The sequence below is a fragment of the Nocardia sp. NPDC004604 genome, from assembly GCF_040609795.1.
Taxonomy (GTDB): domain Bacteria; phylum Actinomycetota; class Actinomycetes; order Mycobacteriales; family Mycobacteriaceae; genus Nocardia.
Window position 1 is genome coordinate 1 of record NZ_JBEXLC010000199.1, and the last position, 13,760, is coordinate 13,760.

The following is a 13,760-nucleotide window of genomic DNA, read 5'->3' on the forward strand; positions in this document are numbered from 1 at the left end:
GGTGCGCTTCCACATCCCGCGTTGAGCACGGGCTCGGCGTCGTCAGCGCAGTAGCTTGCCGCCGACGACCACAACGACGCCGAGGACGACGAGCAATGCCGTACCACCAGCGCGGCTCGCTCGATGCGCGCATTCGCGGCGACGGCCCGTTACCGCTGCCGGAGGTGCTGCGCCTCGGGGTGAAGATCGCGGGTGCGCTGGAGACGGCGCATCGGGCCGAAATTCTGCACCGCGATATCAAGCCGGGAAACATCCTGCTCACCGACTACGGCGAACCCGCGCTGACGGACTTCGGTATCGCCCACATCGCCGGTGGGTTCGAGACGACGACCGGCACGATCACCGGTTCGCCGGCGTTCATCGCTGCCGAGGTGCTGAGCGGGGAGGCCCCGAGCCGGGCATCGGATGTGTACGGGGTTGGGGCCACGTTGTTCTGTGCGCTGACCGGGCACGCGCCCTTCGAGCGCCGCAGCGGTGAGCAGGTGGTCGCGCAGTTTCTGCGGATCACCGAGCAACCGGTCCCTGATCTGCGCGAGCGGGGAATCCCGGGCGATATGTGCGCGGTGATCGAGTCGGCGATGTCGCGCGAGCCGCGGGACCGCCCGACTGCTGCGGCGTTGGGCGAGCAACTGCGGCAGGTAGAGCGCAATCATGGTTTCGCGGTCGACGAGATGGCCCTGCAAACCGAAATGGGCGCCGAGCGTGCATCAGCCGCGACGTCGGTGCCGGCACCTGAGACAGGGGTGGGGAACCTGCCGCTCGAACTGACCAGCTTTGTCGATCGGCGGATCCAGGTGGCCGAGGTCAAGAACCTGCTGGCAGGGTCGCGTCTGGTGACGCTCACCGGCATCGGCGGGGTCGGCAAGTCACGGCTCGCACTGCGAGTCGCCCACAAGATGAAACGGGACTTCGCCGGCGATGTGTGGCTGGTCGAGTTGGGTGATCTACGCGATGCGACATTGGTGGTCGACGTCGTGGCCGCCGCCCTCGGTCTGCGCCGCCAAGATGCGCGACCCGTACTCGAAGTGCTGGCGGAACTGTTGTCCCCGCGCAGCCTGCTGCTGGTGCTGGACAACTGCGAGCAGGTGATCGATGCGGTCGCGAAACTGACCGAGTCGCTGTTGCGGACCTGCCCGCGGTTACGGATTCTGGCGACCAGCCGCGAGGCTCTGCGCCTGGGTGGGGAGTCGGTGTTTGCGGTGCCCCCGTTAGGGATTCCCGATTCGACGAGCAAGCCGACGCTGCGCGCAGCTGCCCGGTACGACGCTGTGACCTTGTTCGCCGAACGAGCTGCCGCGGCCGTACCGGGCTTCACGGTAACCGACGACACCAGCCTCAGCGTGGCCCGGATCTGCGCCCGACTGGACGGGTTGCCGTTGGCGATCGAGCTGGCCGCAGCCCGCCTGCGGATGATGTCGCCCGAGCAGATCCTGTCCCGGTTGGACGACCGATATGCCCTGCTGACTCGCGGGAGCCGTGGTGCCCCGATGCGACAGCAGACCCTGCGATGGTGCATCGGCTGGAGCTATGACCTCTGCACCACGGTCGAGCAGCAACTGTGGCACCAACTGTCGGTCTTCTCGGGCGGTTTCGAGCTCGACGCCGCCGAACAGGTGTGCGGCACCATCTTGACCGAGGCGGAATTGCTCGATGCGTTATCCGCGCTGGTGGACAAGTCGATCCTGATCCGCGAGGAAACCGATGGCACCATCCGCTTCCGGATGCTCGAGACCGTCCAGGAATACGGGAGGCAGCAAGCCGAAAACAGTGGAGAGTACCCGGAATACCTTCAGCGCCACCGGGATTGGTGCGAGCGATTGGCTCTCCGAGCAGAGGCGGAATGGATCAGCCCCCATCAGCCATACTGGGTTGCCCGACTGGAACGGGAGTTGCCGAATCTGCGGAAGGCGCTGGAATTCAGCCTGACGGAGTCGAACGAGGGCGGGGTGCGAATTGTCGCCGCCCTCTATCCCTTCTGGGTTTTGCGTGCGCGGCTCAGCGAGGGACGTCACTGGTGCGAACGCGCGCTCGCCCATCCGACCGGTGTGCAGACCGCCGACCGAGCCAAGGCACTCTACGGAGCCACTGCCATGGCCGCGATACAGGGTGAACCAACAGCCACCACAGCCTATGTGGCCCAACTCCAGACCCTGGCCGAGCAGACAGCCGACCCCTGGGTCAGAGCCTTGCTTGCGCATTCCGAAGGCACCAAGGCCCTCGCCGAGCACGACGGTGATCTGGCCCGCGCCGACAAAAACCTGGCCGACGCGGTAGGAATATACGAAGCACGTGGCGACCTCATATTGCAGCTGGATGCCCAGTTCTTGCTCGGATGGGCGCATGCACTGCAGGGCCACACGTCGCAGGCCATTGCCTGTCTCGACAAAACGCTCGCGATTACCGAATCCTCCGAAGAATCGTTGGAACGGTCGTGGACGATGTGGGTAACGGGATTCGCGGAGTGGCGAGGGGGCGAGTCCAACCGCGCCGAGCCATTGTTGAAGGAAGGTCTTCGGTTGGCCGAACTGGTGGCCGACCCGCTCGTCGCTGCGGCCTGTTCGGAAACGCTGGCCTGGATCGCCGACGGGCGGCACCATGCCCGACGCGCAGCCGTCTTGATGGGTGCCGCCGACTCGTTGGGCCAGGTTGCCTGCAACTCTGCGCTCATGTTTCGCAGATTGCTCGTGTATCGAGAGGAATGCGCTCGGAACAGCCGCAAGGCGCTCGGACAACGAGCATTCGAGGCCGCCTACCGGGCGGGCGCCGCGATGAGTCTCGATGCCGCGGCCGGCTTCGCGCTCGGCGACGAATCCGAAGCCGCGCCGGTCCATGCTCCGGCGGGGAATTTGACCAAGCGTGAGCGCCAGGTCGCTGATCTCGTCGCTCGAGGTCTGACGAACAAGGCGATCGCCGCCCAACTGGTGATTTCGCAGCGCACCGCCGAGGGACACGTGGAACATATCCTGACCAAACTGGGCTTCACCTCGCGCACCCAGATCGCGGCGTGGGCCGCCGAGCAACTCTGAATCTTTCAGCTGTTACACGCATTTCGCCCGGACAGTCACGCGCCGAGAAACAATCGTTCGTTCGGCAAGCGGGTTTCGGGCAGACATTCCTCGACGGTATGGAGCATTAATTCGATTGCGCACCAGCGCTTTCGCTGACAATCGCGGATCAGGTTGTATGCCGCGGCAACACCGGCTCGATAGTCGAAGGCCATTCCGCCCAGCCAGATGCGCAAGTGCACATCACCGTGCGCCGGGAACCCCGCTCCCCCGACAGGGCTCACCTCCTGGGCCCGCCCACGTAGTCGCGGTGGCCGCTTCGCCGACGAACGGCGCGCATCGTGCACTGCACGCTGTCGATTCTGTGGATTCATGAGTGTCCTCGAGAGATAAATCCTGGCCTGTCGCCGGTAGCCTTCTTTCCGCGAGCACGATCAGCGACCGGAAAACTACCTAACCCGCATACCTGTTTCTTTCTGCCTGCGAAGGGGCCGTGGCTCGACCGCTGAATCCCGACTGCGCTGCGACGGGCCGCAGGAGCGCGGATAGTCCAAGGGGCAGCACCTGGGCGACGCAGCCGCTGTAGGTAGTCGGGAGCGCAGCGATCGAGCCACGCGCGGATCTGCCACCAAGTCGTCGCATTGACGGTCGAGACTGGTCGAGTCCGAACCTCGACCGCTTGGCGCCGGATTCCGGGCGTCTGCACCACTACCGCCCACGACGTCACAGGCGTGAAGCAATCTGGATCGTGCACCGAGGGCGCTCGCGCCCGGACGCGGCGCATCAGTGTAGAGCGCCGGCGACGGTGACGACGCCGGCGAAAGTCGCGACAGCGGTGCTGCCGATGGCGAGAATCCACAGGTCGCGCGCATCGGGCATGTCGGCACCGGATTCCAGGGCTTCCCGCACCTGCAGCCACCGGCGCAAGCCGGCGACCGGCGCGGCGACCGCCAGCAGGATCATTACGGTACCGAGCAGGGTGCGTACCGCCCCAGTGCTGAATTCGGGGACCACGTGCACTATTGCGATCCCACCGGCGAGTAGACCGAGCGAGGTTCGAATCCAGGCCAGAAAGGTCCGCTCACTGGCGAGTGTGAAGCGCTCATCCGGTCGCGAATCCTGTTCGATGGGAGGCGTATCTGCCACGATCACATCCTCACCAGGTGGCTGGGCCGCCGTCTAACGCGTTCCGGCAGCTGCCATCGCGCGAGGTCGGTGGCCAGATGCTCACGCAGTTCTTCGGGATCGGTCCGCGCCCCGGCCTTCAGCGTCGAATTGGCCAACGGACGCTCACCCCACTGCTCGTCGGACACGGCCACCACCGCGGCCTCGGCAACCGCCGGATGCGCCATCAGATCGACCGAGGAGATCCGCTCCCCACCGGACTCGACGAGGTCCTCGGCCCGGTCCGGTCGACCTTTCCAGTACTTCAGGAACACCTGATCGGTGAGCCGAGTGAACGGGATCCAAGGATCGTCGGCGCCGTCCATGTAGTTGACGTCGAGTTGTTGCTGGGTCGGCACGGAAGGCTCCTCGTTGCGCGGGTCGCTGCGGACCGATCGGCCGCTGTCACGTCACGTTAGGAGACCCAGGTCCCATTCTCACGGCGCTGCGCACCAACGTTCGATGCATCGATTGTCGTCGCGTCACAATTCCGTGGGCCAGGACTGTGTCCGGCCGGGCAAAATGGGCAGCAACGCCGGCGCGACTCGCAGCTCCAGCGTCTCGGTGCCGATGCACCGACCCGACGGCTACTCGACTTCCGTGCCGGGCGAATCTACCCACGTTTGTCGTGGGGTCACAACGAGTCATACACACGTTGGCATGCGCTCACAAGCGCTCCTCTGCACGTCGACGCTAGCTTGTGACCATGATCACGTTACCTCCGCGAACCAAAGCGGATCTGTCCGCCCAGGTCGTGGCCACCACCGGCGCTGGCAGCGGAATCGGGAGCGAACTCGCCATACTGCGCACCGCCCGCGGCGCGTCCCTCTCCCTGTATGACATCAAGGAGGCCGGCCTCCTCGACACGGCCGGCGCGGTGCGATCCCCCGGGCATGAGGTCCGCACCAACCGGGTGGACATCTCCGAGACAAAGCAGATGGCCAAGCGCTGCGCATGGAACTCGAGCCGCACGGAATCGGGGTCACCGCGATCTGCCCCGGTCGCCGCGGCGGCCCACATCGGATACGCGCTCTCCCGGGCCATCTCGGCAGCAGGTCGCGACGAAGCTCGCCGTCGTCACCGAATGAGCGTGCAGTGACATCGGTTTCCCCTCAGCCCTTGCGGGTTTCGGTATCCGATCGGCTCGAACGTCTGCCTATATGCCGCTGGCATCACATGGTCTGTGCCCTGATGATCGGCGCTTTCATGTTCGAGCTCATCGACCTCTATACGTTCGCGTTCAGCGCGCCGGCACTGATCGAGCACCTTGGATTCACTGTGCGTGATGTCGGCGCCATCACCGCCGCCACCGGCGTCGGTGCGTTCATCGGAGCGTTCGCCGGTGGATGGGCGGCCGGGCGGTTCGGCCGCAAACCGACACTCGTCGCCTGCCTGCTGCTGTTCTCGGCGCCGTCGTTGCTCAACGCCGCAGCCTCGACACCCGAGTCGTTCATGCTCCTGAGGTTCCTCATCGGAATCGGGTATCAGGGGATGACGGTGGTCGGTGCGGTCCTGCTGGCAGAGCTCGTCCCCGGCCGGGTGCGTGGCCGCGCCATCGCGTGGGTGATCACCATCGCCGGAATCGGTCCGACGTTGCTCGCGTGGCTCGCATTCGCTCTGATACCCAACTTTGAATGGGGATGGCGCGCGCTGTACGTCGTCGGTGGGCTGGGGCTGTTGCTGGTGGGTCCCTTCCTTCGGCATCTACCGGAGTCACCGCGCTGGCTCGAGTCCCGTGCGAACCTGGCCCGCGCCGATTCGATAATGACCGGCATCGAGGAAGCGGTGCGCACGGCCGGACACACGATCACACCCCTGCCTGCATCCGTACCCGCCCCGATTGCGACCTCCACGTCGACAGAAAATCGCGGCAGCGGGATTCGCACCCTCTTCCGGGAGGGATACGGCAAACGGTTCGTCGTCGCCTGCGCATTATGGATTCTCGGTGTGGTCGCCTACTTCGGGTTCACCGGATGGCTGTCGACGCTGCTGAAACTGAAGGGGTATGACCTCGGTCAATCGACACTTATCACCGCGGTCGTCACCACCGTCGGTGTGCTGGGATTTTTCGCAAGCACCGTGGTGACCGATCGTTGGCAGCGCAAGCATTCCCTCGCCGTCATCGGCACCGTGTTGGGCATAGTCGCGTTGCTGTTCACCGCGGGAAACTCCACCGCGTACGTCCTGGGAATCGGTTGCGTGCTCCAGGTCCTGTTCCAGGTAGTCGTACCGCTCACGCAGACGTATTCGGCCGAAATCTTCCCCACCCGCTTCCGATCGATAGGCTCGGGCTGGGCCAGCGCCTCGGCCCGGCTCGGCAATATCCTCGGCGCATTCGCCATCACAGCGATTCTGGATCACTTCGGAATCCCCGCGGTCTTCTACTTCATCGCTGCCCTCATGTTCATCCTCGCCATGGTCATGGCGTTCCTCGGGGAGTCGACGAGCGGCTCCCTCGAACGGTCCGATGAACTTGCCGACCCCGAGAGCGCGGTCCCGGCCGGCGGGAACTGACGCCGGACAGTCGCACCCGGTCCGGCCGGAAGAAGCGAACGGCCCCGAACGACGGTCTGCCGCTCGGCCCACTGGCCAACCCCACACCCGCAGTCTTTCCCGACTGACGCGCTCATCGCGCAAAGAACCCATATAGACAGCGCTTTCGCCAGCGCTGAGCAGAGGAGCAATGCATGGCATTGAACGAGTACACCCCCGGCACCGCCTTTCCGGGAACGGTCGGACCCACCATCGACCAATCCAGTCCCGCCTGGCCGAGGCCGGTCCGTGCCGCCGCGGGCGCACCGAACGTGCTGCTGATCGTGTTCGACGACGTCGGCTACGGACAATTGGGGTGTTACGGCAGCCCGATCGCCACACCCCGCCTCGATGAGCTGGCTGCCGATGGCCTGCTCTACAGCAATATGCACACCACCGCGCTGTGCTCACCATCGCGCTCGTGCATCATCACCGGACGCAATCATCACGCCAACGGGATGGCGGCGGTCACCGAGTTCTCCACCGGCTACCCCGGATACGACGGGAACATCCCGTTCTCCAATGGGTTTCTCTCGGAGATGCTGCTGGCGCGCGGTTACAACACCTACGCGATCGGCAAGTGGCACCTGACACCGGCCGACCAAGAATCGCCCGCCGGCCCCTACAACCGCTGGCCGCTGGGACGCGGTTTCGAGCGCTTCTACGGCTTCCTCGGCGGCGACACCAGCCAGTGGTACCCGGACCTGGTCCACGACAACCACCAGATCGAGCCGGAACGCACTCCCGAAGAGGGGTACCACCTGAGCGAAGACTTGGCGGACAAGGCAATCCAGTTCGTCGCCGACGCCAAACAGGCGGCACCGGACAAGCCGTTCTTCCTCTACTTCTGTCCCGCCGCCGCCCATGCTCCACACCATGTGCCCAGGGAGTGGGCCGACCGCTACAAGGGCCGATTCGACGAGGGCTGGGAGGCCTATCGGGAAATGGTGTTCGACCGGCAGAAGCAGATGGGCGTCATCCCCGCCGATGCCGAGCTGTCCGAACGGGATCCCGATGTGCCGGAGTGGAACTCACTGAGTCCCGACGCGCGCCGACTGGCAGCCCGGATGATGGAGGTGTACGCCGGCTTCCTCACCCACACCGACCACCACATCGGCCGCGTGCTGGACTTCCTGAAGGAGATCGGCGAATTCGACAACACCATCGTCGCCGTGGTTTCCGATAATGGCGCCAGCTCGGAGGGCGGTGTCACCGGCACGACCAACGAGCTGCAGTTCTTCAACAACGCGCAAGAGCCGCTGGAAGACAGCCTCAGGGACATCGACGAACTCGGCGGCCCCGACACCTTCAACCACTATCCGTGGGGCTGGACCTGGGCCGGCAATACCCCGTTCCGGCGGTGGAAGCGTGAGACCTACCGCGGCGGCACCAGCGACCCGTTCCTGATCCACTGGCCGCGCGGCATCGCGGCTCGCGGCGAGGTGCGCACCCAGTACGCGCATTTGATCGACATCATGCCCACCCTGCTCGACCTGCTCGACATCGAGCCGCCGGAATCGATCAACGGTGTGGCACAAACCCCGCTGCACGGCGTCAGCTTCGCCCACACCCTCGATGATCCCGCCGCGCCGACCCACCGCCACACCCAGTACTTCGAGATGCTCGGCCACCGCGCGATCGATCACGACGGCTGGCGAGCGGTATGCCCTTGGCCGGGACCGTCTTTCGCCGAATCCGAGCGACCATTCGGCACTCCGATCATGGCCCAGGACCTCGCGGACCTGGATGCCAGCCACTGGGAGCTGTACCACGTGGCCGAGGACTTCGCCGAGAACCACGATGTGGCCGCCCAGCACCCCGACAAGCTCGCCGAGCTGATCCGGCTGTGGTACGCCGAGGCCGACAAGTACCAGGTCCTTCCCATCGATGGCAGAGCGATGGCCCGGCTGTTGGACGAGCGACCTCAACTCACCGAGAACCGCACCCGGTACACCCTCCGGCCCGACACCCAGATGCTGCCCGCAGCGGTCGCACCCCGACTGTTCAACCGGCCGCACACCATCACCGCCGAGGTGACCATCCCCACCGACGGAGCGGAGGGAGTGCTGCTGTGCGAGGGCGGCTACACCGGCGGTTGGTCGTTCTACCTGCAGCACGGCCGACTGCACTACGTGCACAACTATGTGCGCCGGTCCTGGTTCACCGTGTCCTCCGAGGAAGCGATTCCGGCCGGGCGCCACCGGCTCGGCTTCGAGTTCCAACCCACCGGACTCCCCGATTTCATGCAGGGCAAGGGCGCGCCCGGCCGTGCATTGTTGTACCTCGACGACCGCCTTATCGGCGAGGCCGATTTCCCGGTCACCACACCGATCATCTTCAACCCGGGCGGCCTGCGCTGCGGCGCCAACCCGGGGTCGGTGGTGACGTCGGAGTACCAGGCGCCGTTCCGGTTCACCGGCACCTTGCACAGCGTGACCGTCGACATTTCCGGCACTTCGATCACCGATACCGCAAGCGAAATACGCGCGGCCATGGCCCGGCAATAGTCGCCGTGCACTGAACGTCACGGGTGCGCGTTCGCACCCGTTCATCAGATCCACCCCCACAGGGGCGGCGGGCGGCGCGGTTACGACCGCCGCGGCGCCCGCCTTCGTGGACCTTTTCAATCCAAGGTGAGGAAAAACAATGAGAATACGATGGTCAGCATTCGCGGCCGCTTCGACAGTCGCCGGCGTCGTGCTGACAGCAGCGACCGCGACAGCCGCGCCGACCGACGTCTCCCCCGAGGTGTCGTACCGGACACAACTGACAACCGACCAATCGGTGGTCACCATCCTGGAGAACGGGACCTTCGCGCTGTCGGACGATGGCAGCGCGGTCTCGATCTTCAATAACGCGGGACGCGTCCTGGACTCGCTGCCGTTGCGGGTCCGAATCGACGATCAAACGCTACCGGTCCGGCACCAGATCGCGCCCGACGGTCACACTCTCACGTTGACCCCGGACGTCGCCGCGATTCGACGCGACGAATTGAAACCCGTTGCGTCACCGGTCGAGAACCAGCTCGCGATGAACGACCTCATCAATGCCGTCAGCATCGGCACGTCGGTGGGAAGTCTGCTCGGCACGGCCGTCGGAGCGGTTCTCGGCGTCGGCGTCGGCGTCGCGCTCGCCGGCGCGTCCTGTCTGGTGCTGAGCCTGGGATGTGTTGTTGCCGTGCTGCCCATCGTCGCCCTCGCCGGCGGCGTCGGCGGGATGGCGGGCCTGGTCGTCGGCGGCGGTCCGACGGCGGCGATCGCGGTGTACCAGTACCTCACCACACTCAACGCCCCGCCCGGAACCAGCAAGTACGCACCGGACCTGCATGGTCATGCCGAATCCGCCTCCGCCACACCGGGAGCCACGCAATGATCGCGCGAAACGATGCGCACCCGGTCTCGCAGCGTGCGTGGCTAGGTGTCCTGACGGCCGTCGTCGCTACCGGGATCGCCGCACCGCCCGCAATCGCCGACGCACCGCCGTCGCCATCGGTGCACTATCGCATCGAGGTCGTGGGCGACCGTGTGATGACCACGGTCGACAACGCCCACTTCGCTGTCGCGGCGAGTCGTGAACAGGTCGAACTGCGCGACTCCACAGGTCAAGTGCTGGATTCACTGCCGATGGCCTATTCGCTCGACGGTGCGGTTCATCCTCTTGCGGAGTCGATCTCGGACGACGGGCGCACCCTGACGCTGCAACCCGATGTGAGCCATGTCCAGCTTGCGCCGCGAACCGTCGCGTCACCGTTGGAGGACCAGCGCGCCCTGACCGAACTGGCCGACTCGCTCAGCCGCGGCCCGCTACTCGGAACAGTGGTGGGGACCGTGGTCGGCGCCGTGGTCGGCGCTGCGATCGGCGCCGCATCGTGCCTCATCGTCGGGCCGGCCTGCGTCGCAACCATCCCAGCGGCCGCACTGGCTTTCGCCGCCGCGGGCGGGGTGGCCGGCACGCTGGCCGGCGGCGGCATCGCGTTGGCCGGCGGCCTGTGGAAGTACCTCTCGACACTTCAGGCGGCGCCTGGGCAGAGTCCTTACGCCGACCGTGACTCGGTGGAAACACCGGATGGCGTCGTCGTCCCCGACGCCAACCTGCGGCTGCCGAGCGGGTCGGCAAGCGGCATCCGCAGCGGGTCGTCCTCCGGTTCGGCACGCTGACGACATACGGCATCATCCCCGGCGAACCATCGCCGGGGATGATGGCGGTGCATGGTCGACCGCAGGCGGTACAGCTACCGCATTTAGATCTTGGGGACGATTGCGGGATCCGGTCCGATCAGCGCCGGGATGCGCGGTGGCGACATCGTCTCCAGCGCACCGGAACTCACCCGCCTGACCCTGAACATCACCGCGGTGCACCACGAGTGGTTCCCGAGCGCTGGGTTTGTCTGTCTTGATCGATGCCAGTGACGTCGGAGGCGAGGCGCGCGGGCGGGAGTGTGCGCGAATCTCCGGTTATGCGATTCCTCCCCCGGGCCAGTGAGTTTCGCGAAATCTGATGCAGACCTCGCTCGGGTCGAGGCAGGGCGAGCGGTGCCCTTTTCCCGGATGATGGCCTCCGACATTGCGTTACGGCAAACGAATCGATGGCCTATGTAACTGTTTCGCCAGAAATCAAGAACGCCAGCAATTTCTGGGTACAAGTCGTGCAAGCCGGGCCGGACCCGGAGGCACGAAAATGAAGAAAGTACGACCATGCGTAGAGCAACGGCGCTCTTCGCCGCATTACTGTTGGCCATCCTCCTTTCCATCACATACGCGACGATTCCGCACGCGCACGCCGATGACTGTACTGGCGACTGGGCCATCGGCATCGGCGGTCTCGGGGACAACACCTCGTCGGTGTTCATCCCATTTGTGAATCAGCCTGTCGGATACAACTCCGCCGACCCGATGTCGGGGTTGAACGAACTCGACCGGCTGTTCTGGGTGCATCGCAGTCAATGCCCGGGCGACCACATCAGATTGATCGGGCACAGCGAGGGCGCGGGTATCGTCCACGCCTGGGTCACCGCACACCAGGATGTCGGCAATGCCAATGCCATTCTCCTGTCGGATCCCAAGCGAGCCGCCGGGCCCGGATGGGCCGGATTGTCGTCGACACCCGGGAGCGGGATCATCGGTTATCCACTGGCCGGTGTCGACGATTGGTTCGGCGATTTCCCGGTGTTGACCGTGTGCAACCACGACGACCAGATCTGCGACACCTCGGCTGGTTGGTGGGGTTACCTCTTCGGAGGTGCACATTCTCGCTACGATTTCAACGTCTGGGACTACGGTGACCGGGATTCCGGTGTCTGGTACCGGTAGCCAGTGATTCATGGGGATCAGTAGCCATGCGGCACTGGTCCCCATTGGCTGAACCCGTGCCCCATCGAGGTACACACTGCCGCACCTTGAAAGGTGATCTGGCAGTTCGCTCCGGCATAGGTGACCGAATACTGTGGATCGTGGTAGTTCTCGGCTGTAAGGCGCGGCAATAATGGGTTTCCGCCCGGCAGCGTGTGACTGCGGTTGGCGTTCCACTGCGGATGCGCCGGCCACATAGCCGAATCGATGATGATGGCAGGCACATTCGGCAACGACATCTGCATTCCGGCATACAGCACGTCCATAGATGAAGCCGGGACTGCGAGGTCGCATCCCACCACGCCATCCGCACCGATCGAGCAGTTCCAATCGCCCAAAGCGAAATACTCTGTGTCACCGATCAGCACCGGACCGGGCGCATCATCGGCGTGCCCGGCGCCCACTCCGAACAGGCATGCAACCATCCCGAGAATTCCACCGCAAACCCGTGCGGCGGCAACCTTCACAGCCCTGGACACGGAATATCCCTCGATGAATAGCGAGATTTTGGTCTAGTTGACCATAGAGAAAAACTATCACGATACGGCGCAATCGCAAAAGATCTGTCGAGGGGGCTTTCACAGAAAATCGACCGCCGTTTGAGCACATCGACCCCGAAATCAGCGACAGGGCAGCAGATTCGCTTTGCACGGCGACAGATCCCCGCCCGGATCGGGGATTCGGACGGAACTTTCCTGTCCCCGGAGGCGCAAGAAGCAAGCCCGCGGGCAATGTGCCCAAAGCTGCCGCAGCACCGACTCTCGCCCAATCCCTCGTGGCACGGCCGCTGTTCTGCGACCTGCTCGCCCAGGCGCCGATGAACCTGGAACGCAACGTCTCACTCGAGGCCGCCTACACATTCAAGACCGACGTCCTGGCTGAAGTCGCTTCGCTGACAACCACATTGGGACAGCTACTCGGCATCAGTGAACTTGCGGCCATCGACGTGGTCTCCACGGCAACCAGCATGGCCGGAGCGCTGTGGCAGATGGCCGCGCCCGGCACCGGATTGCGCGCGCTCTACGAATCCCGCCCCGAACTCGCGCACGCCGTGGTCGATGTCGAACCGAAGCTCACCCGCATTCTCACCGCACTGCTGACCGGCATGCACGCGGGCCGGGAACACCTCAACTGATGACCTCGCCGCGATCGGGTGCTGCCGCTCGCCACGAACCCCACTCGACAAGTTGGCGCGCCGATCGAGCTGACAATCGCGGGCACCTGCACCGGGCCGACTTTTCGACCGCCTCACCCGAACGTGTGGTGCCGCTGCCGCGGCGGATCGGGCAGGCTGTCGATTCTCCGAGGCCACACGGCTCGGATCGGGTAATGCTGGTGACAAGGAGTGCTTTCCATGACCAAGAGCGACGAATCGGTAATGACGGTGGAGCAGGCACGAAAGATCTCCGCCCCGCTCTACGCGGCGTTGAACAGGCCGGCAGAGAAGGACGTCTCAGCGCTGTTGGCCGAGGCCTGCAACGACGACTACCGGTCGTACCACACGAACCAGGATTTCCTGACCCGCGACCAACTGGCCGAGGTGTTCCAGGCCATGGGGAAGACCGTTCCAGATCTGACATGGGAGGTCGTCGCCATTCACGTGGTCGACGATCTGATGGTCGTGCGCGGCGAGGCGACCGGTATGCCGGTGGCCGAGTTCTGGGGGGCTGCCCCTACCGGCAAGTCCTTCCGGACGATGGCCATCGACGTG

Annotated in this window: 13 protein-coding genes; 9 read left to right on the forward strand and 4 right to left on the reverse strand. The window is 65.0% G+C overall.

Features of this window, described 5'->3' with window-relative positions; translation table 11 throughout:
• The first annotated feature begins 95 nt into the window (after positions 1 to 95).
• Entirely contained in the window at positions 96 to 3,026 is a 2,931-nt protein-coding gene (locus ABZW16_RS39820) for a LuxR C-terminal-related transcriptional regulator (RefSeq protein WP_354961325.1), read from the forward strand.
• Positions 3,027 to 3,061: 35 nt separating this feature from the next.
• Here the strand turns inward: ABZW16_RS39820 and ABZW16_RS39825 are convergent, their stop codons facing one another.
• From ABZW16_RS39825 to ABZW16_RS39835, 3 genes are all read right to left on the reverse strand, one after another.
• Entirely contained in the window at positions 3,062 to 3,241 is a 180-nt protein-coding gene (locus ABZW16_RS39825) for a hypothetical protein (RefSeq protein WP_354961327.1), read from the reverse strand.
• Positions 3,242 to 3,788: 547 nt separating this feature from the next.
• Entirely contained in the window at positions 3,789 to 4,133 is a 345-nt protein-coding gene (locus ABZW16_RS39830) for a DUF202 domain-containing protein (protein ID WP_354961338.1), read from the reverse strand.
• Positions 4,134 to 4,153: 20 nt separating this feature from the next.
• Positions 4,154 to 4,528, reverse strand: coding sequence for a hypothetical protein (locus ABZW16_RS39835; RefSeq protein ID WP_354961328.1), 375 nt, complete (start codon positions 4,526 to 4,528; stop codon positions 4,154 to 4,156).
• A gap of 347 nt (positions 4,529 to 4,875) precedes the next feature.
• Between ABZW16_RS39835 and ABZW16_RS39840 the strand changes: the two genes are divergently transcribed.
• The 6 genes from ABZW16_RS39840 (at position 4,876) to ABZW16_RS39865 (ending at position 12,010) form a co-directional block, all read left to right on the forward strand.
• Positions 4,876 to 5,268: a hypothetical protein gene (locus tag ABZW16_RS39840; protein ID WP_354961329.1), complete on the forward strand. Its 393-nt coding sequence runs from the start codon at positions 4,876 to 4,878 to the stop codon at positions 5,266 to 5,268.
• Positions 5,265 to 6,683 carry an MFS transporter gene (locus tag ABZW16_RS39845; protein ID WP_354961330.1) on the forward strand — a complete coding sequence of 473 codons (1,419 nt, stop codon included), beginning with the start codon at positions 5,265 to 5,267 and terminating at the stop codon, positions 6,681 to 6,683. The genes ABZW16_RS39840 and ABZW16_RS39845 overlap by 4 nt, the downstream gene beginning before the upstream one ends.
• A gap of 173 nt (positions 6,684 to 6,856) precedes the next feature.
• The gene (locus ABZW16_RS39850; RefSeq protein WP_354961331.1) at positions 6,857 to 9,208 is read left to right on the forward strand and encodes an arylsulfatase; all 2,352 of its coding nucleotides are present in this window, start codon (positions 6,857 to 6,859) and stop codon (positions 9,206 to 9,208) included.
• A gap of 190 nt (positions 9,209 to 9,398) precedes the next feature.
• Positions 9,399 to 10,073, forward strand: a complete 675-nt coding sequence (locus ABZW16_RS39855; RefSeq protein WP_354961332.1) for a hypothetical protein — start codon at positions 9,399 to 9,401, stop codon at positions 10,071 to 10,073.
• The gene (locus ABZW16_RS39860) at positions 10,070 to 10,858 is read left to right on the forward strand and encodes a hypothetical protein (RefSeq protein ID WP_354961333.1); all 789 of its coding nucleotides are present in this window, start codon (positions 10,070 to 10,072) and stop codon (positions 10,856 to 10,858) included. Before ABZW16_RS39855 ends, ABZW16_RS39860 begins: the two co-directional genes overlap by 4 nt.
• A gap of 537 nt (positions 10,859 to 11,395) precedes the next feature.
• The gene (locus tag ABZW16_RS39865; protein WP_354961334.1) at positions 11,396 to 12,010 is read left to right on the forward strand and encodes a cutinase family protein; all 615 of its coding nucleotides are present in this window, start codon (positions 11,396 to 11,398) and stop codon (positions 12,008 to 12,010) included.
• 17 nt (positions 12,011 to 12,027) lie between these two features.
• Here ABZW16_RS39865 and ABZW16_RS39870 read toward each other — a convergent pair whose 3' ends face one another.
• On the reverse strand, positions 12,028 to 12,528 hold the full coding sequence (locus tag ABZW16_RS39870; protein ID WP_354961335.1) for a hypothetical protein: 501 nt from the start codon (positions 12,526 to 12,528) through the stop codon (positions 12,028 to 12,030).
• 254 nt (positions 12,529 to 12,782) lie between these two features.
• Here ABZW16_RS39870 and ABZW16_RS39875 point away from each other — a divergent pair, with 254 nt between their 5' ends.
• Positions 12,783 to 13,184 (forward strand): hypothetical protein, encoded by a 402-nt coding sequence (locus tag ABZW16_RS39875; RefSeq protein ID WP_354961336.1) that lies wholly within the window; start codon positions 12,783 to 12,785, stop codon positions 13,182 to 13,184.
• Between the two features lie 219 nt (positions 13,185 to 13,403).
• A partial coding sequence (locus tag ABZW16_RS39880; RefSeq protein ID WP_354961337.1) for a nuclear transport factor 2 family protein occupies positions 13,404 to 13,760 on the forward strand: 357 nt, incomplete at its 3' end.

Excerpts from the sequence above, each read along its gene's own strand:
- ABZW16_RS39820 (WP_354961325.1), top strand. The coding sequence starts at position 96 with ATGCCGTACCACCAGCGCGGCTCGCTCGATGCGCGCATTCGCGGCGAC.
- ABZW16_RS39840 (WP_354961329.1), top strand. The coding sequence starts at position 4,876 with ATGATCACGTTACCTCCGCGAACCAAAGCGGATCTGTCCGCCCAGGTC.
- ABZW16_RS39850 (WP_354961331.1), top strand. The coding sequence starts at position 6,857 with ATGGCATTGAACGAGTACACCCCCGGCACCGCCTTTCCGGGAACGGTC.
- ABZW16_RS39860 (WP_354961333.1), top strand. The coding sequence starts at position 10,070 with ATGATCGCGCGAAACGATGCGCACCCGGTCTCGCAGCGTGCGTGGCTA.
- ABZW16_RS39865 (WP_354961334.1), top strand. The coding sequence starts at position 11,396 with ATGCGTAGAGCAACGGCGCTCTTCGCCGCATTACTGTTGGCCATCCTC.